The 24,986-nt window shown below is 45.5% G+C and carries 24 protein-coding genes, 1 tRNA gene and 1 pseudogene; 20 read left to right on the top strand and 6 right to left on the bottom strand.

Features of this window, described 5'->3' with window-relative positions:
• From AS030_RS13395 to AS030_RS13410, 4 genes are all read left to right on the top strand, one after another.
• Positions 1-1,194, top strand: a complete 1,194-nt coding sequence (locus AS030_RS13395) for a thiolase family protein (protein WP_061972382.1) — start codon at positions 1-3, stop codon at positions 1,192-1,194.
• A gap of 18 nt (positions 1,195-1,212) precedes the next feature.
• Entirely contained in the window at positions 1,213-2,025 is an 813-nt protein-coding gene (locus tag AS030_RS13400) for a dioxygenase family protein (RefSeq protein WP_061972383.1), read from the top strand.
• A gap of 126 nt (positions 2,026-2,151) precedes the next feature.
• Positions 2,152-3,516 (top strand): MFS transporter, encoded by a 1,365-nt coding sequence (locus AS030_RS13405; RefSeq protein ID WP_061972384.1) that lies wholly within the window; start codon positions 2,152-2,154, stop codon positions 3,514-3,516.
• 223 nt (positions 3,517-3,739) lie between these two features.
• On the top strand, positions 3,740-3,943 hold the full coding sequence (locus AS030_RS13410) for a hypothetical protein (RefSeq protein WP_061972385.1): 204 nt from the start codon (positions 3,740-3,742) through the stop codon (positions 3,941-3,943).
• A 168-nt stretch (positions 3,944-4,111) separates the two neighbouring features.
• Here the strand turns inward: AS030_RS13410 and AS030_RS13415 are convergent, their stop codons facing one another.
• Positions 4,112-4,777 (bottom strand): haloacid dehalogenase type II, encoded by a 666-nt coding sequence (locus AS030_RS13415; protein ID WP_061972386.1) that lies wholly within the window; start codon positions 4,775-4,777, stop codon positions 4,112-4,114.
• Positions 4,778-4,969: 192 nt separating this feature from the next.
• Between AS030_RS13415 and AS030_RS13420 the strand changes: the two genes are divergently transcribed.
• From AS030_RS13420 to AS030_RS23670, 3 genes are all read left to right on the top strand, one after another.
• The gene (locus AS030_RS13420; RefSeq protein WP_061972387.1) at positions 4,970-5,848 is read left to right on the top strand and encodes a pirin family protein; all 879 of its coding nucleotides are present in this window, start codon (positions 4,970-4,972) and stop codon (positions 5,846-5,848) included.
• 17 nt (positions 5,849-5,865) lie between these two features.
• Positions 5,866-6,795 carry a UDP-N-acetylmuramate dehydrogenase gene (gene murB / locus AS030_RS13425; protein ID WP_061972388.1) on the top strand — a complete coding sequence of 310 codons (930 nt, stop codon included), beginning with the start codon at positions 5,866-5,868 and terminating at the stop codon, positions 6,793-6,795.
• A gap of 183 nt (positions 6,796-6,978) precedes the next feature.
• A complete protein-coding gene (locus AS030_RS23670) occupies positions 6,979-7,128 on the top strand; it encodes a hypothetical protein (protein ID WP_156412581.1) in 150 nt (49 codons plus the stop codon).
• Positions 7,129-7,752: 624 nt separating this feature from the next.
• Here the strand turns inward: AS030_RS23670 and AS030_RS24830 are convergent.
• Positions 7,753-7,992, bottom strand: coding sequence for a helix-turn-helix domain-containing protein (locus tag AS030_RS24830; RefSeq protein WP_074440557.1), 240 nt, complete (start codon positions 7,990-7,992; stop codon positions 7,753-7,755).
• A 119-nt stretch (positions 7,993-8,111) separates the two neighbouring features.
• Positions 8,112-8,219, bottom strand: a pseudogene (locus tag AS030_RS23105) (recombinase family protein); the annotation flags it as partial.
• A gap of 131 nt (positions 8,220-8,350) precedes the next feature.
• Here AS030_RS23105 and AS030_RS13430 point away from each other — a divergent pair.
• Complete coding sequence (locus tag AS030_RS13430) at positions 8,351-9,676, top strand: esterase-like activity of phytase family protein (RefSeq protein ID WP_061972389.1); 1,326 nt, start codon at positions 8,351-8,353, stop codon at positions 9,674-9,676.
• A gap of 330 nt (positions 9,677-10,006) precedes the next feature.
• Entirely contained in the window at positions 10,007-10,237 is a 231-nt protein-coding gene (locus tag AS030_RS13435) for a YolD-like family protein (RefSeq protein WP_240482342.1), read from the top strand.
• Between the two features lie 389 nt (positions 10,238-10,626).
• Here the strand turns inward: AS030_RS13435 and AS030_RS13440 are convergent.
• Positions 10,627-10,702, bottom strand: a tRNA-Ala gene (locus AS030_RS13440).
• A 427-nt stretch (positions 10,703-11,129) separates the two neighbouring features.
• Here AS030_RS13440 and AS030_RS13445 point away from each other — a divergent pair.
• The 11 genes from AS030_RS13445 (at position 11,130) to nagE (ending at position 23,006) form a co-directional block, all read left to right on the top strand.
• The gene (locus tag AS030_RS13445; RefSeq protein ID WP_061972390.1) at positions 11,130-11,408 is read left to right on the top strand and encodes a hypothetical protein; all 279 of its coding nucleotides are present in this window, start codon (positions 11,130-11,132) and stop codon (positions 11,406-11,408) included.
• Between the two features lie 14 nt (positions 11,409-11,422).
• Entirely contained in the window at positions 11,423-11,761 is a 339-nt protein-coding gene (locus AS030_RS13450) for a spore coat protein (RefSeq protein ID WP_061972391.1), read from the top strand.
• A 257-nt stretch (positions 11,762-12,018) separates the two neighbouring features.
• On the top strand, positions 12,019-14,061 hold the full coding sequence (locus AS030_RS13455) for a glycoside hydrolase family 3 protein (protein WP_061972992.1): 2,043 nt from the start codon (positions 12,019-12,021) through the stop codon (positions 14,059-14,061).
• Between the two features lie 13 nt (positions 14,062-14,074).
• Positions 14,075-15,334, top strand: a complete 1,260-nt coding sequence (locus tag AS030_RS13460; RefSeq protein WP_061972392.1) for an exo-beta-N-acetylmuramidase NamZ family protein — start codon at positions 14,075-14,077, stop codon at positions 15,332-15,334.
• Positions 15,335-15,443: 109 nt separating this feature from the next.
• On the top strand, positions 15,444-16,628 hold the full coding sequence (nagA, locus tag AS030_RS13465; RefSeq protein WP_061972393.1) for an N-acetylglucosamine-6-phosphate deacetylase: 1,185 nt from the start codon (positions 15,444-15,446) through the stop codon (positions 16,626-16,628).
• A 1-nt stretch (position 16,629) separates the two neighbouring features.
• The gene (gene nagB / locus AS030_RS13470; protein WP_061972394.1) at positions 16,630-17,370 is read left to right on the top strand and encodes a glucosamine-6-phosphate deaminase; all 741 of its coding nucleotides are present in this window, start codon (positions 16,630-16,632) and stop codon (positions 17,368-17,370) included.
• An 8-nt stretch (positions 17,371-17,378) separates the two neighbouring features.
• On the top strand, positions 17,379-18,101 hold the full coding sequence (locus AS030_RS13475) for a GntR family transcriptional regulator (RefSeq protein ID WP_061972995.1): 723 nt from the start codon (positions 17,379-17,381) through the stop codon (positions 18,099-18,101).
• A gap of 110 nt (positions 18,102-18,211) precedes the next feature.
• Positions 18,212-19,579, top strand: a complete 1,368-nt coding sequence (locus tag AS030_RS13480) for a PTS transporter subunit EIIC (RefSeq protein WP_061972395.1) — start codon at positions 18,212-18,214, stop codon at positions 19,577-19,579.
• Positions 19,580-19,605: 26 nt separating this feature from the next.
• Positions 19,606-20,649: a DUF871 domain-containing protein gene (locus AS030_RS13485; protein WP_061972396.1), complete on the top strand. Its 1,044-nt coding sequence runs from the start codon at positions 19,606-19,608 to the stop codon at positions 20,647-20,649.
• 12 nt (positions 20,650-20,661) lie between these two features.
• Complete coding sequence (gene murQ, locus AS030_RS13490) at positions 20,662-21,564, top strand: N-acetylmuramic acid 6-phosphate etherase (RefSeq protein ID WP_061972397.1); 903 nt, start codon at positions 20,662-20,664, stop codon at positions 21,562-21,564.
• A 35-nt stretch (positions 21,565-21,599) separates the two neighbouring features.
• Entirely contained in the window at positions 21,600-23,006 is a 1,407-nt protein-coding gene (gene nagE / locus AS030_RS13495) for an N-acetylglucosamine-specific PTS transporter subunit IIBC (RefSeq protein WP_061972398.1), read from the top strand.
• A gap of 274 nt (positions 23,007-23,280) precedes the next feature.
• Here the strand turns inward: nagE and AS030_RS23110 are convergent, their stop codons facing one another.
• Positions 23,281-23,448 carry a YjcZ family sporulation protein gene (locus AS030_RS23110; RefSeq protein ID WP_074440558.1) on the bottom strand — a complete coding sequence of 56 codons (168 nt, stop codon included), beginning with the start codon at positions 23,446-23,448 and terminating at the stop codon, positions 23,281-23,283.
• 120 nt (positions 23,449-23,568) lie between these two features.
• Complete coding sequence (locus AS030_RS13500; RefSeq protein WP_061972399.1) at positions 23,569-24,984, bottom strand: sodium:solute symporter family protein; 1,416 nt, start codon at positions 24,982-24,984, stop codon at positions 23,569-23,571.
• Positions 24,985-24,986 lie beyond the last annotated feature (2 nt).

Raw genomic sequence — 24,986 nt, forward strand, 5'->3', positions numbered from 1 at the left:
TTGAAGAATGTAGTCATTATTGACGCTGTCCGGACCGCCATTGGAAAACTTGGCGGTGCACTGGAAACCGTACCGGCAGATTTCCTCGCAACAGCGGTTTTGGAAGAAGCGGTGCAGCGGGCAGGTATAACAAAAGATATGGTCGATGAAATCATTTTGGGCCAGGCGAAACAAAGCTCGGATGCGTCCAACCTCGCCAGGGTGGCCTCCCTCCGGGCAGGGTTTCCTGTTGAGGTCCCCAGCTACACCGTTCACCGGCAATGCGGCTCGGGTGTACAGGCCATTAACTCTGCTGCTCAGCAAATTCAATGCGGACTGGCCAATGTCGTTATTGCAGGCGGTGCCGAATCCATGAGTACTGCACCGTATTACATGAGAAACATTCGCTTTGGTCTCAAGTCGGGCAACGGCCAGCTGCTGGATCCGAACACGGAAAGCCAGCCGGGTTCACAGCCAGTGGAAGACTATGGCCGACTAACGATGGGATTGACCGCTGAAAACCTGGCGGAAAAATATAATATTTCAAGAACTGAGCAGGATGAATTTGCTTTACGCAGCCAGGAAAACACAAGAAACGCGATCTCAAGCGGAAAATTCGAAACAGAAATTGTTCCTTATCAGCTGAAGACCAAAAAAGGGGTGATGGAGTTTAAAATAGATGAACATCCGCGGGAAACCTCGATGGAAAAGCTCGCCAAGCTCAAGCCGGTGTTCAAGGAAAACGGAACCGTTACAGCCGGCAACTCAAGCGGCCGAAATGACGGGGCCTCTGCACTCGTATTGATGTCAGAAGAAGAAGCACACCGTCTTGATAAAACTCCAAAAGCGCGCATTATCGCCCAGGCTGCCTCTGGTGTCTCTCCCGACTACATGGGAATCGGTCCTGTCAGCGCTACTTTGAAAGCGCTTAAACAGGCAGATCTTTCCTTGGAGGATATCGATGTTATTGAGCTTAATGAAGCTTTTTCTGCCCAATCATTGGCAGTTATTAAACAATTGAAGCTCGATATCAATAAAGTCAACCCGAATGGCGGTGCGATTGCACTCGGACACCCGATCGGAGCCACCGGTGCTATATTGGCCACAAAAGCTCTCTATGAACTCGAGCGGACAGGCAAGCGGTATGGCTTGATCACCTTATGTATTGCAGGCGGATTAGGAATTACAAGCATTATTGAAAATACACAAATCTAAATTAATGGGGGAATTAACATGAAAAATCAAAAAGTAATCGATGTGTATCAAGGATTGGTTGTAAAGTTTAAAGAGTTGATCAGAGAGCATGAAATTGATCATGATGACTACCAGGAACTCGTTAACTGGATGGATCGGCTGGGCCGTGCAGGAGAGATTCCATTGTTTATGGATGTTTTCTTTGAAACACATGCGCTTCAGGAAATGTATAAGAATGTAAAAGGAACCGAGCCTACCATTCTTGGACCTTACTTTATTGAAAATACACCAATTGTTGAAAACCCTGGTGAGCTTCCGCAGCGTGAAGACGAGCCTGGGGACGTGCTCAATTTTTCCGGTTCCGTCAAAGACACAGACGGCAACCCGCTGGCCAATACCAAAATTGATATGTGGCAGGCAGATGCAAACGGAGAATATTCCTACTTTGCAGAAGGCATTCCGGATAACAATCTCCGTGGTGTTTTCTACACAGATGAAAATGGTAATTTTGAAATCAAAACGGTTGTGCCGGGCAACTATTCCATCCCTTCAGATGGGCCATCCGGACAATTTTTGAAATGGATCGACCATCATGCATTTCGTCCTGCGCATCTGCATTTGTTGTTCCAGCCGGAAAACGGGGACAAGCTTGTCACACAGATCTACTTTGAAGGCGATCAGTATTTGGATAACGATGTGGCTCAAGGAGTTCGCGGCAGCCTGGTTACCAAGCTGGACAAAAAGAGCGGGGCAGAAAAAGGACTCGAAACCGATTACTATACCGCACATCTTGATTTTGAGCTTCGTTTGCAGGACAAGCCGGTATTCTCCAAAGAAGTTTACAGCGTATAAGACTTTTCTCTCAACCTAGTCAACCATTCGGCTATTTGAACCAATTACTATCCTGTTTTCATAGTAGCGTTCAAATAGCCTTTTTTTGTTCAGAACGGAGTTTAATAAAAAACAAGGAGTAAGATCATGCGAAAAATTGTTGCGCTTGATGTTGTTGCTGCCAGTAAGTTTAACCGCTTTCATTTGCTTGTTTTTATCTGGTGCTTTTATGCGATCGCCTTTGATGGATATGACATTGCCATGTATGGTGTGGGGCTTCCATGGATGATGAAAGAATGGGGGCTGTCCCCGATCCAGGCAGGTGCTGTAGGAAGCTATTCATTGTTTGGCATGCTTCTCGGCGCACTTGTCCTTGGGCCAGTCGCAGACAAGTACGGACGAAAAAATGTCATAGTCCTTTGCATGCTGCTGTTTAGTGTTTTTACACTGGGAGCTGGAATGGCACCGAATCTCATGGTATTTGGTGTGATGCGGTTTATCGCCGCAATCGGCATGGGCGGCCTGATGCCTAATGTCATTTCACTAATGACCGAGTACTCTCCGAAAAAGAGGCGTGCCATCATTGTCGCGTCCATGTATATCGGCTATTCGCTTGGAGGCATTCTGGCCTCGCTCACAGGAATGTATTTGATCAGTGATGCCAACTGGAGGATTTTGTACTATATCGGGATCATTCCGTTACTGACACTTCCGTTTTTCATCAAGCAATTTCCGGAGTCGCTGTCCTACTATCTGGCAAGAAACCGGATTGGTGATGTTGTGCGCATTCTGAATCAAGTAGATCCTGCAGGAGAATACAAAGAGTATGACGATTATATGCAAAAAGATACACAGGAGGGTATCAAAGGGTCACCGGTGAAAAAACTGTTTAACCAGAATCGTGCATTCAGCACAGCCGCCATATGGACAGCCGTTTTCTGCACGCTGATGATGGCATATGGCCTGAATACATGGCTTCCTAAAATGATGCAAGAGTTCGGCTTCAGCATTTCGTCCAGCATGTCCTTTAACCTCATTCTTTGTCTTGGGCAAATCGCCGGTTCCATTGGGGGAGGATATTTTGCCGGAAAGATTGGCCACCGAAATGTACTCGTTTCACTGTTTGTTCTTGGCGCCGTCACGTTTATTGCCTTGAGCATGGCCAGCAATGTAACTTTTGTCTATTTCCTTGTTTTCCTTGGCGGCGCCTGCACAGTAGGAGCCATGAACCTTGGAAATCCGTATATTACAGAATACTATCCGCGTGAAATCCGGGCGACTGGAATTGGATACGCACAGGCGGCTGGACGGGTCGGTTCCATCCTGGCACCCACACTCATTGCTCTAATTATGGCAGCCGGTGCAGGTTCAAAAATGGTATTCGGCTTGTTTGCCATTCCTAGCCTGATTGCCGCCGTCGGTTACCTCCTTGTTCGCGAAAAATATGGTTCGTTTGACAAGGCTGAGGTAGAGCCAGAGCCAGAAAGAGCAAGAAAAACCGTGTCCGTTTAAGTTGAAAAAAACCTCTCTTTAGATATTTTCTAGAGAGAGGTTTTTATGTTTGTTTTCTATTTGTTAGAAATAATGCGATAAAAAGGAAAAGAGATTAGGTATTTACAGTATGATAGGAATAAGAGAGGGGAGAAAGACATTGATTTTAGCACTTTTCATCTTTTATTTTATATTTATAATCAGTCTGGCAACCGGATTCACTATACGCAGGCGGATAAGAAGAATGATCGTCAGCATTCTTCTTATGCTGTATGCCGTGTTTATGTATCCCTGGCTGGTTCCCATGATAGGAGAGTGGAAGGGCCTGGATGGAGTGGCAAGCCTGATGCTCGGTCATTTCTTATTGTTAATTGGAGCTATTATTCTTTTTATTGCAAGCCTTTTTACCGAAAAAGAAGTGAAAAAGGCAGACAGGTTAGAGAATTAGTTCATTTTAAGGCAGTTTCCAGACTGGGATCTTTTAAAAATTGCCTTCCCAGATCACTTACTGTCCACTTTTGATAAATTACTGGCCGAAATTAAATATTTACTGTCCCCTTTTAAACTTTTACTGGCGGCTTTCGAGAATTTACTGTCCGGGCTTACCAGTCTCCTATCAGGAATTCCACTCCAGAATTCCATTCAAGTCTGTGTATATCGCATCAGGAATAAGGTTCAATTCTTCCACAGGCAGGTCATTTCGGTTAATCCAGGCCGTTTGAAGACCAAAGTTCTTGGCCCCTGAAATGTCCCAGCCATTGGATGACATGAACAGGACTTCTTCCCGTTTCACGTTCAGTGTTTTTAATACGTGATAATAGGAAGCAGGGGTCGGCTTATACTGTTTGATCTCATCAATGCTGATTACAAAATCAAAGAGGTTTGTTAATCCTGACTGGTGAACCAAAGGATCAAGCATGTCATGGGAACCGTTGGAAAAAATCGCAAGCGTTTTATCGCTTAACTGGGACAGGACGCTTTCGGTCTCAGGGTAATGAGTAAGTTTTAAATAGGCATCCATCAATTCCTTTTCGATTTGTTCACTGCGCTCTCCTTGATTCTTTTTGATCGCATATCTCAATGCATCCCGCGTGACGGTTGAGAAGGTCTCGTAATTCCCCATCAACTGCCGCAGATTGGAATACTCGATCTGCTTTTTTCTCCAGTCCTGGCTGATCTGCGCTCCCTTTTCCGGAAAAAATTCCTCGCATTTTTCCTTCACGGAATGAACGTCAAACAACGTGCCATATACGTCGAATACAAAAGCTTTAATTGAATTCATTTATTTTTTCCTCCTGAACGTGCATTTTCTCTTCCTTACGTTGTTCCCCATATAAGGAAAAACAACCATTAGCAGTACAACTATCTAATTGTTTTTAGTAAGTAGATATGGTTTAATTAGCTTATTGATTTAAATTCTTTGATTAAAAAATAGATTTCTTACAATAACAGCGAATTGAGAGGATGTTCATATATGTCAGTTTCATCTTCAACAAATATTTTTCAGAGAGATGTAAAGGATCATTGGTATGTGAATTATGAAGAGGTGGATTTGCCGGCAATACAAAAGGGATGGGTGTTGCCGCCGGGCCGCTGGTACGATTTTGACCCGTTTATTTTAATGGCAGAGGACTGGTTTAAGCGGGGAACGTTCTCGGACCATCCGCACCGGGGGTTCCAAACCATCACGTATGTCATCGATGGAAGACTCGAACACATTGATAATGCAGGAGGACGGGATATTCTTGAGCCCGGTGACGTCCAGTACATGAACGCCGGATGGGCGGCTCGGCATGCCGAGGAAGGGGTAGATGATGATATTGCACATACGCTTCAACTATGGCTCAACCTGCCGAAAACGCTAAAACACACCGAAACCTCTTATCAGAATGTTTATGCCGAAGATGCACCGTCTGTTTCTATTGAAGGAGGCCGTGTAAAAGTGTTCGCGGGTGAAACAGCAGGTGTAAATGGCCCGCTAAATTCGATGGTTCCCATTACATTAGCAGAAATCTCATTAAACCAAGGAGCAGAATATGTTCACACCCTGCCGGAGAACCACAACGCCTTTGTGTATGTTTTGTCAGGAGATGTAGAGCTAGGTGACTCTCGTGTTTCGTTAAAAAAACATGGTGTTGCCACGTTAACTTTTGATAATGAGGGAAATGAAAAGAATAACAGTGGGCTAAAGATAAAATCCAATAGCCGACGTACACGGCTGCTCGTATATTCAGGAGCACCGATTAACGAAGAGGTGGTTCCGTACGGGCCATTTGTGATGAATACAATGGAAGAAATCAAACAGGCATATAGAGATTTTCGTGATGGCAAGTTTGGACCGCCTGCCATTTAACAGGAGGAAAGGACAGCATGAGACAATATTCTAAAATTAAAGCGAGACTGCAGGAAGTTTTGCCGCCGGAGGATCGTATCTTTTTTGAACCGATCAAGAAACATACGTATACCAAACTTGGTGGGGAAGCTGACATTTTTGTTACTCCTACCACAATCGGGCAGCTTAAAGAGATCATGCAAATCGCTAAAGAATATCAGACACCGGTAACTGTCATGGGAAATGGATCCAACCTGATCATTAAGGACAATGGCCTGCAGGGGCTGACCATCAATCTGGAGCATATGAACGAAATCAGTACACTTCACCAATCCATTTACGCCCAGGCAGGAGCGGGGCTCATTGATGTATCCCGCAAGGCGCTTGAAATGAAATTATCCGGGCTGGAGTTCGCCTGCGGAATTCCCGGGACCATCGGCGGCGCACTGTACATGAATGCCGGCGCGTACGGCGGACAAGTTTCCGATGTCTTGATAAGAGCACTGGTCATGAATACAGAAGGCGATTTGCTGACCTTGAGCAAGGACGAGCTGAACATGGGGTACAGAAAAAGTCTAATCGCAACCGGAGACTACATTGTGCTGGAAGCCGAATTTGGACTTGAGGCAGGAATATATGAAAAGATAAAAGAAAAAATGGATCATTTCACCCACCTCAGGGAAAGTAAACAGCCCCTTGAATATCCATCTTGCGGAAGTGTGTTCAAGCGGCCGGAGGGGCATTATACAGGCAAGCTAATTCAGGATTGCGGTCTTCAAGGCTTCCGGATCGGCGGAGCGCAGATTTCTACCAAGCACGCGGGATTTATCGTAAATGTTGGCGGAGCGACCGCAAAAGATTACACCGACTTAATCAGGATCATTCAAAAAACGGTGAAACGAAAATTTGGCGTTGACCTGGAAACCGAAGTGATTATCAGGGGCAGGGAGGATCAGGAGGTTTCATGATTTTACTCAATTACTAAAAAATGCTAAAAACCCTTATGAACAGACCATTCATAGGGGTTTTCTTTTTAATTTTGGTGAGATATGTAGATATGAAAATTAATTCGTCTTATAAAAAAGGAATTTGGTTGCGGATGACGAAATACATAATTAAGAAGTTCAAGATTATGTAAAGGGGGAGTTAGTATGGTTAAAGATAAGGAAGCAATCAGGCAGGAGATTTCCCGGAAAGTGCAGGAGATTCAAAATAGTTCAGTTACGTTTGTTCATGTAGCTGACGTGCACGAAATCATCACTTTATACCAACAACTGAATCCCGAATTGATCCAGAACTAATGGTTTTAAAGGTAACCAATAAAGATAAATTATAAAAAGGGTTTGATATTTCTTTTTTCATCAAACATAAAGAGCACTGCGGATTTATATTGCAGTGCTTTTTATTATGGCTTCCAGTAATACAACACAATATACGCATATTATGGATATTGCTTTGATTCTATAATTTAAAGTAGGATAGGGGGCTGATATGGGAAAAAGAAGACAAACTTTAAACATAGTGATTAACCAATAGATGCAGCAGAAAGGCTGGAAGTACAGAGACCAGCTTGGTCCAAGTTTAATCTTCGAAAAAATAATCAACAATCAACCGTTTCGACTGTATAATACATAAAGCTGTTTTTCATTTGGAATTCTCTGATATGTAACGTTTGAATTCAAACAGGCCAAACAACGTAAGAAGTAAGGCAGTATAAAATAAAACTCAGTCTCTTAATCAAGAGACTGAGTTTTTTAGAGAAGGATTAATGTGCATTAAAAACCATCTCGCTGAGCAAGATGGTTAAAATTATGTATTTGGTCGAGACTAGCCGGATCGAACCGCTGACCTTTTGGCTGCCAGCGTAGGGAGGGAAGTTTCCTTTACTTTTCCATAGTGCCTAGAAATGCCTTTATATCACGTTTTTAGGATATTTTTAGTGTATAAATGAACTGTAGTTTCCGATAGTTTTCTAGAGTATGTGACCACCATTTAGTGACCCTTTTTAATGAACGGTATAACGTTGCTTTCGATACCACTGTCATTTCAACAATTTCGGGTACTGTGTACTCTTTTGTTTTATATAGTTTTAACGCTCGTTCAATTTCCTTTTGTGGTATTGATGGACGACCCCCAATACGTCCATGTGCTCTGGCAGCCTTCACACCGGCTTGTGTCCGTTTTACTACAATTATCGTTCTAATTCTGCTATAGAAGCCATGTTCGAAAGAAGAACTTTCCGACTAGTGTGGTAGTGTCTATACCATCTATGATGGATACTAAGTCAATACCGTCTTTCTCGAAGCCGGCCGTTATTCTTAAACGTGGAACGACCAAGACGTTCCAGTTTGTATACGACTAATGTGTCACCTTTGCGCAGATTATCCAGGCACCGAGTTAACTCCGCAAACTCCTCTTCTTCATGTTTATTTTACATTCCTTTTTTAATTTCTTCATATTAGAATGATATACTTCCGTTGTGTGATTAAACTTTTTTACAACTACGGGGGGATCATAGACGACATGAACAAAAAAATAGTTTTAACAGGTATTTTGACTTTTAGCTTTCTTTCAGCCGCATTCGCATATACTCACGATGCAGTGACCGAGGCAGCGACTTCTTCCACTCAGGTAAGCAATTCAAATCCCGTTGTCAAAGAACGGTTTTTAGTAAAAAATCCTCCAGATGTAGGAAATGGGATAAAAGCAGGCATGGGTTCTTCACTCACTCATCTTCCAGGGGATCCCGATACTATTTTTTATACGACAGCTGACCGGGGCCCAAATGGTGAAGTGGTCGTAAATGGTGAAAAAAGACGCACCTTCCCCGTGCCGACGTATACACCGAGGATTTATAAAATCAAAGTATCCAACGGTGAAGTGGAAATCCTTAAAACGATCAAGCTAAAATTGCCAAAAGGCACAGACGAGATTACCGGTAATAACTACATTTCCGGTGTATCCAATCTGCCGGGACTTGATGAAACGCCCTATGATGAAAAAGGAGAAAAACAATTGCCTTATGACCCTTATGGCCTGGACACAGAAGGACTCGCATACAGTCCGAAAGATGATACATTTTGGCTCAGCGACGAATATCGTCCGAGTCTTGTACAAGTAAAGCGGGACGGTACGATTTTACAGCGACTTCTTCCATCAGGCATGTCCAAGCAATATGAAAATGCTCCGAACATTCCAGTAAAGGATAGTTTACCTGCTGTATTTTCTAAACGAATTTCTAATAAAGGGTTTGAGGGAGTTACCATTTCCCCTGATGGAAAATGGATGTTCGCTCTTACGCAAAGACCGCTTGGAAATCCTGATGTAGATACCAGTAACCGTTCGCGGGCACTCAGGATTCTTAAAATCAACCTGGAAACATTAAAAGTGGCTGAAGAATATGTTTATTTAACAGATGACGAAAAACAATATAATGATTTGAAACAATCGAACATTTATGTTTCTGATCTATATGCGAAGGATGACCATACTCTCCTTGTCGATGAAAGGGACAGCTTTGGAGGAAGTGAATCTCAAGTAAAAAAAATTTATCAAATCGATCTTTCGGAAGCTACAAATATACAAGGTAAATATAATAGCCCGACCGGAACAACAAAAAGCTTAGAACAAATGACGGTGGATGAAATGGAGAAAGCCGGTATCGCTTTTCCAAAACAACGTTTAGTGGTTGATATGCTAAAACTAGGCTATCCGTTTGAAAAACTTGAAGGTTTAACCATGACCAACGACCATTCCTTAGCTGTGATGAATGATAATGACTTTAGCATCACAAATTCTTCCCAAAATGGAACTCCAACTGAACTATGGAAGATTGGAATCAGTAATTAAACCAACTGCTTTGGTTCTTAAGACAGATGTATCATGTACCAATAACAATAAAAAACTCGTAACTCATATAATGTTTGATTTTTATTGAAATTCTAATATGAAAAAGCCCAATTTCAACATTAGGATTGAGAACTTGGGCTTTTTTCGTTACTCCATAAAGCGAATTGAGGATATAACCTCTCAATGCCCCCCGTGAGGTACATCAGCGACAACAAGTGTAACTTAACCAAGGGGTTGGGTTAAGGATTTTAACATAAGGAGAACTGACAGCACAAAGTCGTTCTCCCTTTTATTTACTGTTTACAAGAACATACGTATGAGATAAAGGGAGTGGTTTCTTTGATCCGAGACCGTGGAAAGATGAAATGGCAAGGAATGTTCTTGCCAGAACACGTGAAGAGCTTGCGAGAATTTGATTGGAACAACAAAAGGAAATCGAAACCTGAGCAGGATCAGCAGCAACTGGAGCTGATGGAAAAAACAATCTGCGAAGGGATGGCAGAAAATTTAGCCTTGTGTTTTACCTATTTTAGTGATGGGAATTTTCATTTGTTGATCTGAAAGGTCCATTATGTAGATACCTTAGAAGAGATCTACGAATAGTGGATGTCCATGGGGAAATTGTTACAATAAAACTGGCTGAATTAGTGGATGTGATTATTAATTAAAAACGCCCACCGGGTAGAAGGCGCCAGATATAGGAGAAGCTTATAAAAAATGATCTCTACTAGAGAAGTCAGAGTCGAAGCCAAAGTGACAGTGACAATACGTATTCGCACGTATTACCAACCATGCAAGAGGAAGTGGCTCGAAAGCTTGATGAAATTCTCTTATAAGCGTTCGTGACCATATTGTGACCAGAGTGGGGATTTTTAAGGAAATGTTTAAATTTCGTACAGGAATTCAAAACAAAAACCCCTTGTGTACCAAGGGGTTTGAAGACATATGTATGGTGGAGACTAGCGGGATCGAACCGCTGACCTTTTGGCTGCCAGCCAAACGCTCTCCCAGCTGAGCTAAGCCCCCACGATGTGTTGCTGACAAGAAAAATTATATAATACAAGCCCTAGGAAAAGCAAGCACTTTTTTGAAATTTTATTTTTAAAAGGGTATTGGTTCTTGAACATTGTTTCAAAGAAGCTTCATGAATTGGTTGATTGTAGTTAAAGGTGCGAGACTCCAGCAGGAGATGCGGGACAGGTGAGACACAAAAGGCGCTTGCGACGATGGGGCTCAGCGCCCGCCCTGCGAAAGTAGGCGTTTATGCCGGTAAAAGCGAGCATCCTGAAGCGAAAATTCACATCCCGCATATGACATTCAGATAAAGCTTGATGAGCATTAACCCTGCTCATCTTTTTCAATTATACCTCCTAAAATTTCCAGTGTCCAAGCATAGTTTTTTGGAAAGTTGGAAAGCTAACATGGTAAATCAAGGAATAAAGGAGGAATAATGATGCAACAGCAGCAACCACCGAACCAAGGCCAAAACCAGCAACAGCAACCCACTTATCAGCAGCCGCCAAATGTCATCACAGGAAAAGACTTTAACTATCTGACCGACATGCTTTCATGGAATTTGCTTGGATTCAAAAAGGCGCACTTTGCCGCGAGCCAGTGCCAGGATCAGCAGGTGAGCGCGGCGCTTGAGAAGGCCTGTCACATGCATGAAAAGCATTACCAGCAGCTTCTACAAAAGCTCCAGTCCGGCGGAAGCCAGCAGATGAACCAATAAGGAGGGGAGAACCCATGAACAACAATCAAAACAAAATTCAAAATCCGGAATCACAAGTACCGAAAACACCTCAGATGAACGATCGTGATTTTCTCAACGATATCCTGTCGTACGAAAAGTACATGACGGCTTCGTATTCCACAGCGATGAACGAAGCGAGCCATGACGCACTGTATCAGGAAATTCACTCGGTCTTTGATGAGACGAAGAACATGCAGCGGGAACTGTACACACTTATGTTCCAAAAAGGCTGGTACTCGTTGTCACCGGAACAGCCGCAAAAGCTTCAGCAGGCGGCCCAGCAATTTACAGGGTATATGTCCCAGTTTCCACACAATCCGCCAATGCAATAAGCGACCAACAAGCTATGGAGGTTTCCATGGCTTGTTTTTTTGCGGGAGAATATTACCATAAAATTCGACATATACGTTAACTGGTATAGACAACTAGAACTATAGTCAGAATTTCTTACTGGGCCTATTGCTCCGTTTTTGTCCTGTTCGAAAGGATACGACAAATTCCTCCAGAATGAGGATAACGTTCCAATAAATTCTAAAGGAGGATTTTTGTGAAAAAGAAAAAAAGTCTAGTGCTTTATGCCCTGATCTGTATGCTCGCGGTTTCCGCGTTCTTCGGATCGCAAGCCCGTCCTGCCCAAGCGGCATCTAAGGGTACTAATGAGATTAAGTCGCTGATCATCAGCGGAAACATTCCACAAGCCCAGCCGCTCGTGCAGGATAACAAAATCCAGCTTCATGCACTTCACGTGTACAAAAAAGGATACTTCATGGAAACGAAGGCAAGAACCTGGTGGTCTTCGAACAAAAATGTGGCCAGTGTCGACCGAAATGGTCTGGTTACGTTAAAAGATCACAGTGGCAAAACGTTCATTTACACAACAGATGGCAGAACCACCGACCGGATTGCCATCCAAGTGAATCATGGCCAAACGACCATTCAAAAGCAAAAGGGAAAGAAGTATGATGTGATTCCTCAAGCCATCAACAAAATGTCCATGGAAGAGAAAGTCGGCCAAATGTTGATGCCAGACTTCAGAACCTTCAATGGAAAAAACGTTACAGAGCTTACGCCGGAAATCAAAGCACTTGTGAAAAAGTATCATCTTGGCGGCGTGATTCTTTTCCGTGAGAATGTTGTAACAACCGATCAGACGACTAAGCTCGTGGCAGATTATCAGGCAGCCGCCCAAAAGCAAGGATTACTGATTTCCATTGACCAAGAAGGCGGAATCGTAACCCGTCTGCAAAGCGGAACCGATTTTCCTGGAAACATGGCGCTTGGTGCAACCCGCTCTGCAGAACTTTCTGAAAAAGTCGGAAAAGCGATCGGTGAGGAATTGAGCGCACTAGGTATTAACTTTAACCTGGCTCCATCTCTTGATGTAAACAACAACCCAGACAATCCGGTCATTGGTACCCGCTCTTTCGGTGAGGATCCAAAGCTCGTATCCGAACTCGGAATTGCGTACATTAAAGGTCTTCAATCCACAAACACTGCCGGTTCAGCCAAACATTTCCCCGGTCATGGGGATACTGCGGTAGATTCCCACCTTGGACTGCCTGAAGTACCGTATGATCTTGACCGCTTGAAGAAAGTGGAGCTTTATCCGTTCCAGCAAGCAATGAATGCAGGAATCGACGCGATCATGACGGCTCACGTCACATTCCCGAAAATTGAGCCAGGAACAGCCATCTCCAAAAAAGACGGCAGTGTCATTGCCATTCCGGCGACTCTTTCTCATAAAGTGCTGACAGAACTGATGAGAGATGAAATGGGCTTTAAAGGAGTTATTACAACTGACGCTCTTAATATGCAGGCGATTGCCGATCACTTTGGAGCAGTGGATGCAGCCATCCGTGCGGTTAATGCCGGAACTGACATCGTCCTCATGCCTGTAGGCCTTGAAAGCGTGGCTAATGGACTTTACGACGCGGTTAACAAAGGTGAAATCACCCAGGAACGCTTGAATCAATCCGTTGAACGCTTGTTGACCTTGAAAGTAAAACGCTCCATCTTTAAGCAGGAACGTCCACAGGATATCGGCCAGTTGATCGAAAATGCAGAAAAGGTTGTTGGTTCTCCTGAACATAAAGCCCTTGAAAAAGAGGCTGCCAACAAATCCATTACGCTTGTAAAAAATGATGGAAATGCACTTCCGCTTGCAAAGGAAGACAACGGACAAGCCGTGGTCATCGGAAATACGTATGTAGAAGATCTTGCTGCCCAGGTCAAGCGGGTCTATCCAAACAGTGTGATGATCAAATCTGCAGGACCGTCCTTGACACCAGCACAGCTAGCTCTTGTGAAGAATGCTAAAGCGGTAATCGTTGGCACCTATACATCAACCCTATCGGCCCGTTCTCCGGAAAGTGCTCAAATGAAGCTGGTGAATCAAGTGATCAATGAAAGCACTGCGCCAGTCATTGGCATCGGAACTCGTAATCCGTACGACATTATGGCTTATCCGAATGTGGATGCGTACCTTGCGCAATACAACTTCAAAACTGCAAGCTTTGCCGCGAGCGTGGATACTATCTTTGGATTGAACCAGCCGACAGGAAAGCTTCCGGTAACGATTTATGACAGCAACAAAGAGGTGCTTTACCCATTTGGACACGGATTATCTTATTAAGGGGTGAACTACGATGAAAAAGTGGTTAAGTGCAGGGATACTATTTGTATTGATCATTTCTTTGCTGTCGTCCGCGATGGCAAAGAATGACACACAGCAAAAAAATTCGCCGCAGAATTTTAAAACCGGAGTGGATGTGCTGCTGAACGGTAAAAATAATATTTTAAAAGGAAAGCGTGTCGGACTGATCACGAATCCGACCGGAGTGGACGGCAAGCTGAACAGCATTGTGGATGCCATGTACAAAAGCAAAGATTTCGAACTGAAAGCATTGTACGGACCGGAGCATGGGGTGCGGGGAAGCGAGCAGGCCGGCTCCTATGTCGATTTTTACATTGATAAGAAGACGAATCTTCCGGTATACAGCCTTTATGGCCCAACCAAAAAGCCAACACCTGAAATGCTCAAGGACATCGATGTTCTCGTGTTTGATATTCAGGATGTGGGAACCCGATTCTATACGTACATTTACACGATGGCTTATGCAATGGAAGCGGCGAAGGAAAACAACATTGAATTCGTCGTGCTTGACCGCCCGAATCCGCTTGGCGGTGAAAAGGTGGAAGGACCGATTCTTGAACCGAAATACGCGACATTCGTAGGTCTATATCCGATTCCGCTTCGCCATGGAATGACAGTAGGGGAACTTGCAAAGCTGTTTAATAAGGAATTCAAAATTAACGCGGATTTAAAAGTGGTGAAAATGAAAGGCTGGCACCGCTGGAAGACGTACTATGAAACACCACTGCAATGGGTTCTGCCATCACCAAATATGCCGACCGTGGATACAGCATTTGTTTATCCGGGAGCCGGTTTGATTGAAGGAACGAACGTATCAGAAGGAAGAGGAACGACTCGTCCATTTGAAACCATCGGAGCACCATTTATTGATGGCGACGATCTGGCAAAAGCACTGAATGATTTGAAGCTGCCGGGTGTTATTTTCCGCTCCAACTCATTTACACCAACGTTCTCCAAGTTCGCAAATCAGTTGTGCAATGGCGTTCAGATTCATGTGACAGATTATAATTCCTATAACTCTGTAGACACAGGACTGGCCATCGTCAAAACCATTCATGACATGTATCCGAATGATTTTCAGTTCAGAGCAGAGAACAGCCAGGGCATATCCTATTTCGATAACCTGATCGGCAACGGCTGGGTTCGTGAAGAAATCGAAAAAGGAACTCCACTTGTGAAGATTAAGGCAAAGTGGAAAGTAGAGCTTGAACTGTTCAAAAAGGTTAGAAAGAACTATCTTCTGTATAAATAAGGAAATATGTACACGATTTCAGAAAAATTAAAATAGTCCGACTGGTATAGACAACTAGTTATAAGCGTGGTACCCTGTGCATAGAGATAATAAGGATGGTGAGTGGAGTATGAAACCATTATTGATTTATGGAGGAACCATTTTTACAGAAAAAGGTTCTATAAAAAATGGGTACCTCGTCATGGAAGACCAACAGATCAAAGAGGTCGGAGAAGGAGTGGATGCCCTTCAATTGGAAGCGTATGAGGTTCTAAAGCTTTCGGAGAGCGAAATCGTTGTGCCAGGTATGATTGACCTGCATATTCATGGTGCTGCAGGAGCCGATGTGATGGACGGGACGATGGACGCACTGAAAACAATGGCGGAAATTCTTCCCCAGGAAGGAACGACAAGCTTCCTTGCGACAACGATGACACAGGGCGTACCCGAAATTGAATTCGCTTTGCAGACGGTCAACACCTATATGGAGGGCAGCAATCCTCCCGGCGAAGCAGAGGTTCTTGGGCTTCATCTGGAAGGGCCGTTCATCTCGCCGAAGCGGGCGGGGGCACAGCCTCTCGACCATATCAGGAATCCGGATGTGAAGCAGTTTCAGGAATGGCAGGAGCTGTCGGGCAACCATATTAAACTGGTTACACTTGCACCGGAGGAACCGGGAGGCTACGAGCTTTCTTCATATTTGAAAGAAACAGGAGTCGTAGCATCGATCGGCCACTCTGATGCTGTGTATGAAGAAGTGGTTAGAAGCATTGAGTCTGGGGTTACCCACGCAACCCATCTGTACAACGGCATGCGGGGACTTCACCACCGGGAACCTGGAGTGGCAGGAGGTGTGATGCTGCATGACGAGATCACTACCGAAATCATCGTCGACGGCATTCATTCCCGTCCGGAAATGGTGAAGTTTGCGTATCGCAATAAAGGTGCAGAGCGGATGGTGTTGATCACCGATGCGATGCGGGCAAAGTGTATGGGAAATGGCTCGTATACACTTGGCGGACAGAACGTCACGGTCAACGGAAACGAAGCGACCCTCGCGGATGGCACACTCGCTGGCAGTATTTTAAAAATGAAAGATGCGGTACGGAACATGCAGGAATTCACAAGCTGTTCCATTGAAGAGGTGATTCAGATGACCGCGGTCAACCAGGCGAAAGAGCTTGGGGTATATGACCGGAAAGGCAGTCTGTCAGCCGGAAAGGATGCGGATGTAGTTGTGCTGAATGAGGAAAAAGATGTTATCTTCACTTTCTGCCGTGGAAAACTTTCGTATCAGCGGAAGGAGGAGATGTAACATGAACATTATCGAGGTAGCCAACTACGAGGAAATGAGCAAAGCATCTGCCGATTTCATTTTGAAAAAGATCAAAGGATCCGAGAAAGTGACATTGGGCCTGGCGACGGGCGGTACGCCGCTCGGCACCTACCAGGAGCTGGTGAAGGATTACAAGAAAAACGAAACGAGTTACAGCCATGTGCATACCTACAACCTGGATGAGTATGTCGGCTTGACGCCGGATGATCCGGAAAGCTATCACGCCTACATGTGTGAGCATCTGTTTCACCCGGTAAATATGCCGCTTGAGCAGACAAACATTCCAAACGGGGCCGCACCGGAGCTGCTTCAGGAATGCTTGCGTTATGACATGCTCATTGAAAGCATAGGAGGCGTTGACCTGCAGCTGCTTGGAATTGGAGAGAACGGCCATATCGGGTTCAATGAGCCGGGTACCCTGTTTTCCACCTCTACGCATGTGGTCGATTTAACTCTTTCAACGCTGGAAGCGAATGCAAAGTATTTTAAGGACCCGTCCAAACAGCCGACACAGGCCATTACGATGGGAATTGCCACGATTCTGAAAAGCAAGGAAATCCTGCTGCTCGCATCCGGGGAACGAAAGCAGGAGGCGCTGTTTCACCTCTTGCGGGGAGAAGTAACAGAATCGGTGCCGGCATCCGCGCTGAACATGCATGATAGTGTGACAGTTATTGCAGATTCGCAAGCGTTGAAACTTGTAAACTCGTTAGGGAAGTGATGAAGAACATGATTGATAAATATTCGCCTCTCCCGATCTACTATCAAATCGAGGAAGCCATCAAGGGACGAATTGAAAAAGGGGAACTGCAAGAAGGGGAGATGATTCCCTCCGAGCGGGAATACGCCGAAACCTATGGCATCAGCCGGATGACCGTCAGGCAGGCCATTACCAATCTTGTCAATGACGGCTATCTGACCCGCCGAAAGGGCAAAGGCACGTTTGTTGCCAACCAGAAAATAGAGCAAAAGCTCGGCCTGACGAGTTTTACAGAAGACATGAAGGCAAGGGGCCTTAAGCCTTCGACCAAGCTGATTGACTTCCAAATCAGTGAAGCCCGGGGAAAGATTGCAGCAGGATTGGGCATTCATCCGGGAGATGAAATCTATGAGATTCAAAGAGTGAGGCTGGCCGATAACATTCCGATGGCGCTCGAGACCACATATCTCGCCGCCGATCTGGTAAAAGGGCTGAACCAAAGAATCGTACAAGGATCGCTTTATCAGTTTGTGGAAGAAGAACTTGGGTTGAACATCGATTATGCAACACAGGAGCTCGAAGCCTCGGTCGCACGGGAAACTGAGAGCGAAGTGCTCCGAATTGCAAAGGGAACTCCGGTTTTGCTCATCCGCCGGTACACCTACCTGAAGGACGGACGGCCACTCGAGCTCGTTCAATCCATTTACAGAGGTGACCGTTACAAATTTATCATCGATATGCAGCGGGGATAAAATTTGACCGATATAACAGCTTGTTCCAGTACCTTCATCAACCACTCAAAGAAGCAACAAAGATCTACAAAGGTTAGGGAAATTGCTTTTCAAAAAGGGGGATAAGTCAAATGAAGAAAGAACAACGAATGGCTCAGGAAATTACGGAAAAGCTTGGTGGCGCCGATAACATTCACAGCTTAACGTACTGTATGACACGCCTTCGCGTCATGCCCAAGGATGAATCCAAGGTCGATCTGGCTGGAATCAAGAACATTGAAGGTGTCATGGGAGTAGTGGGGGATGAAACCCTTCAGATCATCGTTGGACCCGGAACGGTCAACCGGGTGGCCGATGAGATGACCCGCACCACCGGACTTTCCGCTTCTGCTCTTGATGAAGACGGTGAGGACGATCTTGCCAAAACGACGAAAGACGCCATTAACCGGAAGAACGCTACACCGTTTAAGCTGTTTCTTCGTAAAATCGCCAGCATCTTTATTCCGCTCATTCCGGCTATCGTCGGTTCCGGTCTGATTGCAGGTATTTCAAACGTTCTTCTGCGCAGTGGTGTTCCAAAAGACCTTGCCATCATGCAGATGATTGATATGATCGGCTGGGGGCTCTTTGGATATCTGGCTATCTTTGTGGGGATAAACACGGCCAAGGAATTTGGTGGCACACCAGCTCTCGGTGGTGTCGCCGGTATTATGCTGATCAACCCGGCACTTGCCAACATCACATTATTTGGTGAAAAGCTCGTTCCAGGACGGGGTGGTCTGATCGGTGTTATGCTTGCTGCCTTTTTTATCGCATGGAGCGAAAAGCGGATTCGCCGTTTCGTACCAGCTGCAGTTGATATTATTGTAACTCCTACACTTGCTTTGCTGGCTACAGGAATCGCAACCATTTTCGTTTTACAACCTGTTGGAGGATTCATCTCCGATCTGATTACAAAAGGACTCTTGAACATTCTTGATATGGGTGGTATTTTTGCCGGGATCGTACTGGCCGGAACCTTCCTGCCGCTTGTTGTTACTGGGCTTCACCAAGGTTTGACTCCAGTTCATATGGAACTTTTAAATTCCATCAAGGTCGATCCGCTGCTACCAATTCTTGCGATGGGTGGAGCAGGGCAGGTCGGCGCAGCGTTTGCCATTTACTTCAAAACAAAAAATGCCAAGCTCAGGCGTGTCATCAAAGGCGGATTGCCGGTTGGTATCCTTGGTATCGGTGAACCATTGATCTTCGGGGTAACCCTTCCTCTCGGACGTCCGTTCTTAACGGCTTGCCTTGGCGCAGCGGTTGGAGGAGCGTTCCAGGCGTTCTTCAAAATTGGAACGGTTGCCATCGGGGTTTCCGGGCTGCCTCTGGCATTCCTGATTAAAGAAACAAATCAGATTGTTCTCTACATTGTCGGACTATTATTGGCTTACATTTTCGGATTCCTTTTCACCTGGCTCTTTGGCTTCAAAGAGTCCATGGCGAAGGACATTTAAAGCAGTATGAATAGGGAGTGGCAGGCATGTTAGGGATTTCAGTATATCTGGGCAATGATCCGGAGCAGAACATACAGTGGATTGAAAAAGCCAGCCGCTATGGTTTTAAAAAGATCTTTACATCGCTTCATATCCCGGAAGAAGACGCCTCTCTTTTAAAAGAGAGGCTGATCCTTCTTGGAAAATCAGCTGAGAAAACGAAAATGAGCATCATGGTAGATGCTGGTCCAAAATCTCTGGAGTGCATTGGTCTCAGCATGAGTTCCATTGATCAGCTGAGAGAGTGGAATATTACCGGGCTCCGTGCTGATTATGGTTTTTCAGATCAAGAAATCATCGCATTATCACAACATTTGAAGGTGGGTGTCAATGCGAGCACCATTAACGAACAAATGGTAAAAGACTGGAAGGATAATGGATTGCAGACCGAAAATGTGGAGGCATGGCATAACTTTTATCCCCGCCAGCACACGGGCATCTCTTCTTCCTTCTTGCAGAAACAAAACAGGCACTTAAAAAGTATGGGACTTCAAACTGCTGCATTTATTCCAGGTAATAAGAAACTAAGAGGGCCAGTATACGAGGGGCTTCCAACGCTTGAAAAACACAGGGGAGCTAACTCTTATCAGGCCGCTGTGGAGCTGGCCAGTCTTCAAACCGATCACATTTTAATTGGAGATGTGGAAATCTGTGATGAAACACTGGAGCTTCTTTCGGTATGGCAGTACGGCATTATAACGTTGAAGGCCGAATGGATCGTGCAGCCCGTCATATCGAATATCCATACGAACCGGATGGATGCGGCCCGGGATGTTGTTCGTTCCGCTGAATCACGTACTTATGCAAGGAATGATGGACATAAAGTGGAACCGCATGATTGGCCACAGATCCGTCCCAAAGGAAGTATTACGATTGACAATGTCAAATACGGACGATATGCCGGTGAACTTCAAATTACAAAAACCGACCTGCCAGCTGATGAACGAGTGAACGTGCTCGGCCGTGTGAGGGAAGAGGATCTGAAGCTGCTTGCCCACATCGGCCCCGGACAAAAATTTTTAGTGCAGTGAAAGGGAAATTCCATGAAAATCAATCATCTAACGACAGAAAAACGTAATCAAAACACACTGGACATTGATGAAGTTTCAAGTCTTGAAGTGGTACGCAAAATCAATACGGAAGACAAGAGGGTCCCGGAAGCGATTGAAAAAGTATTGCCGGAAATTGCTTCTGTTGTGGATCAGGTGGTGGTCGCTTTTCGTAAAGGCGGACGTCTCATTTATACGGGAGCGGGAACGAGCGGACGGCTTGGCATTTTGGACGCATCCGAATGCCCGCCAACGTACGGTACACCGTCCGAAATGGTCATCGGCATCATTGCTGGCGGGGACCAGGCGATTCACACAGCAGTTGAGGGTGCAGAGGATGATGTCGAAGCCGGCAAAAATGATCTCTTAAACCTTCAGCTGACCGAGAATGATGTGGTGGTTGCCATTGCAGCAAGCGGAAGAACACCGTATGCGATTGGTGCACTGAGGTACGCCAATGAGGTGGGGGCGGTGAGTGTTGCTCTCGTTTGCTCGCAGGATTCTGAAATGAGCAGGGTGGCGCAGCACACAATCGCCGCTGTTGTTGGTCCTGAAGTGGTGACAGGATCCACACGAATGAAAGCAGGAACCGCGCAAAAGCTCGTACTGAACATGATCAGCACGGCATCGATGATCGGAATCGGAAAAGTGTACAGCAACCTTATGGTGGATGTTCAGCCTTCCAATAAAAAGCTTATTCAACGGGCCAAGAACATTGTTATGGAGGCGACCGGTTGTATGCCGGAAGAGGCGGAGAAGGCTCTCTCCGATCATGACGGCTACGCCAAGGCTGCCATTTTGCAGGTTCTGACAGGTTGTTCTCCACAGGAGGCGAAGGACCTTCTGGAAAAACATAAAGGAATGCTGAAACAGGCATTGCAGGAAAAGAAAAGTTAAAACCTATTAATCTTGAAAATTAGGGGGGACCTGTTATGTTAGGGTTTTTACAACGAATTGGCCGGGCGCTCATGCTGCCGATTGCCGTATTGCCGGCTGCCGGTCTATTGCTTCGGTTAGGTTCAGAGGATATTTGGAACATCCCATTTATGGCTGCGGCAGGGAACGCGGTTTTCGCCAACCTGGCGATTATCTTTGCCATCGGGGTGGCGATTGGATTTTCAAAGGATGGAAACGGAGCAGCCGCCTTGGCAGGAGCCATTGGTTACTTTGTTCTGACGAGCGGGACACAAGCTATTGATAAGGATATTAACATGGGTGTGCTCGGCGGGATTCTCTCGGGAATCGTGGCTGGACTGCTCTATAACAGGTTCCATAATGTAAAACTGCCAGACTACCTCGGTTTCTTTGCCGGCAGGCGCTTTGTCCCGATTGTCACTGCGGCAAGTATGATTGTTCTTGCCGGAATCTTTGGATATGTATGGCCTCCGGTTCAGGATGGCATCAATGCGGTCGGCCAATGGGTCGTTGACGCAGGCGCATTCGGTGCGGCCGTATTCGGTTTCCTTAACCGATTGCTTATTCCGCTTGGATTGCATCACATTCTCAATAACTTCCTTTGGTTTATCTTTGGTGACTTTAAAGGAGCACATGGCGATTTAAGCCGTTTCTTTGCCGGAGACCCTTCTGCAGGATTCTATATGTCCGGATTCTTCCCTATCATGATGTTCGGATTGCCGGCAGCGTGTCTGGCGATGATCATGGCGGCAAAAAAGGAAAAGCGAAAAGCCGTTGCCGGGATGCTCGGCGGATTGGCGTTTACCTCTTTCTTAACAGGTATTACTGAACCGATTGAGTTCTCGTTCATGTTCCTTTCACCGCTGTTATACGGAATTCATGCTTTATTAACAGCCATCTCCATGGCCATTGCCGTTATGTTTGATATTCACCAGGGCTTCACGTTCTCAGCAGGAGCGCTTGACTTCTTCCTGAACTTGAAAATTGCCCAGCGGCCATGGCTTCTTGTTCCGATTGGGCTCGTTTACGCGGTGATTTATTATGTAGTCTTCTACGTCATGATTGTGAAGCTCAACATTAAGACCCCTGGACGTGAAGATGAGGATGAAAACATTGTGGAGGATGCAAGTGCAGGGGCATCTGACAATGAGGAAGGCAGTGATAAGTACGATGGCATTGCTGCCCGTTATATTGCTGCACTCGGTGGAACAGATAACATTGATGTGCTTGACAACTGTGTGACACGGCTTCGTATGAAGCTGAACGATGCTGGAAAAGTCAATGAGCCGGATTTGAAAAAAGCAGGCGCCAAGGCGGTGCTCAAATTGAGCCCGACTGATGTCCAGGTTGTGGTCGGTACAGACGTCGAAGCGGTTGCTGAGGCGATGAGAAAGATTGTTTCAAAGGAAAAACGAGTTTCATAAGGGTAGATTGAGAGCCTTCGGCGGTGCCGTAGGCTTTTTTGTTGGTTTTTAAAAGGTAGGATAGCCGAATTAAGCAAATCTCATGATAATTGGGCAAAACAGCAACAATTGGGCGCAATTTTAATAAATTGGGCAAAAACCAGCGTTAATTGAGCATAACTGAGTATTCCGACTTCTTACCGCAACGCTCACCCGAGCAAAAGTATACCCAGCCTCCACCAAACAAAAAAACCTGCCTTCTCCCAAGAGAGAAGGCAGGTTTTTTCATAACTGATTAGTACCAGCCTTTGCCGCCGCCATAGCCGTAGCCGTAGCCACCGCATCCGCCATAGCCGCCATAGCCGCCATAGCCGCCATAACAAGCGCATCCGATAATAATCAACAGGATGAATAGGACGACAATTAAACTAAAGTTGTTAAAAATTCCGTGACCACCTGACATATTGTTCACTCCCGGATTATTGTATTTAAGAGGCTTTCCCTCTTCCTCCATACATCATATGAATTCAGGCGGGCTATGAAACCGGGGCATGTGCGGAATTTTGGTGATCATGCCTTTGAATCAGCCTTGCTTTGTATCACCGAGCGAGGTGACGAGCGATTCTTTGTTGCGGTAGTTTGTGATCAGTGAGATGCCGATCAGCACAACAAAACCGGTCGCAATCCCGTACATGATCGGGTTGGTTGACGCGAGGCCTTCTATGAGCAATCCGCCGATCACGACAATCGTGCTGGCAAGAATGGAGTAAAAGCCTGCATTCGGTGTGGCCTTTTTCCAAAAGAACATCAGCAGAAACGGAACGAAGATGGCGCCGGAAAGGATGGCATAAGCCACATCAAGGGCAACAAGAACATCTTGAATCCACACCGCAAAACTGATGGCAAGTAAACCAACACAGAGAGTAGTGACACGTGACAGCACAAGAAACTTTTTATCACTGATATCCTTCATAAAATACTGACGGAGAATATCGTTGGTGATCAGGGTGGAAGAGGCCAAAAGCGTTCCTGACGCGGTGGACATAAGCGCAGAAATGACGCTCGCCAGTACCAGGCCAAGAATTCCGGCTGGCAGGATGTTCAATGCGAGTGTAGCAAACGTATTTTGTGTATCGCCCATATTTGGCAAAATCACAAACGCACACATTCCGATGATGCTGCCTGCAAGCGCATAGGCGATGGAGTAAATACCAGCATACAGTGACCCTTTTCTGGCGATTGATGGTGATTTTGCGGTAAACACACGCTGCCAGATATCCTGAGAAACGACCATTCCCAGGGTGTAAAGGAGAAAGTATTGAAAAATTTGCGCATAACCGATCGATGTTAAGCTGAGATGAGATTCAGGCAATTTCGAGATCAGGCTTCCGATTCCATCTGCCTTGGCGATGCTCATCGGCAGCATGATCGCAAAAATTCCGACAGTCATTACAACGAATTGAATAATGTCTGTAACCGTAACGCTCCACATTCCGCCCAGGATGGTATAGAAAAGAACGATTCCGCCGCCCACAAACATGGAAGTGGTCAAATTCCAGCCGAGCAGCACATTGATGATGGTACCCATTCCGATGACTTGAGTGACGGCGACCATGAGTGTATAAATCGAAGCAACAATGGCGGTGATCAGTCTGGCTTCGGATTTGTATTTTTTGCCGAGCAATTCACTGATGGTTGTTACCTTGTACTTGGCGATTTTTTTGATAAAAAAGGTTCCCAGAACAATGATTCCAAGCCCGATCATCGAGACGAACCAGATGCCGGAAAGGCCGAACTCATAGCCAAGTTTGGCTGTTCCGATGGTTGAAGCTCCTCCTAAAATGACGGCAGACAGACAGCCAAGGTACATGAAAAGCCCAAGATTTCGTCCGGCAAGGGCAAAATCCTCTGTCGTTTTTGCCTTCGTGGAACCGATAATACCTACCCCAATCAGAATTGCAAAATAAAGAAAAATGATAACCGTGTCCAACGTACCCATAT

This window comes from Fictibacillus enclensis, from assembly GCF_001457035.1.
Classification (GTDB): Bacteria; Bacillota; Bacilli; order Bacillales; family Fictibacillaceae; genus Fictibacillus_C; species Fictibacillus_C enclensis.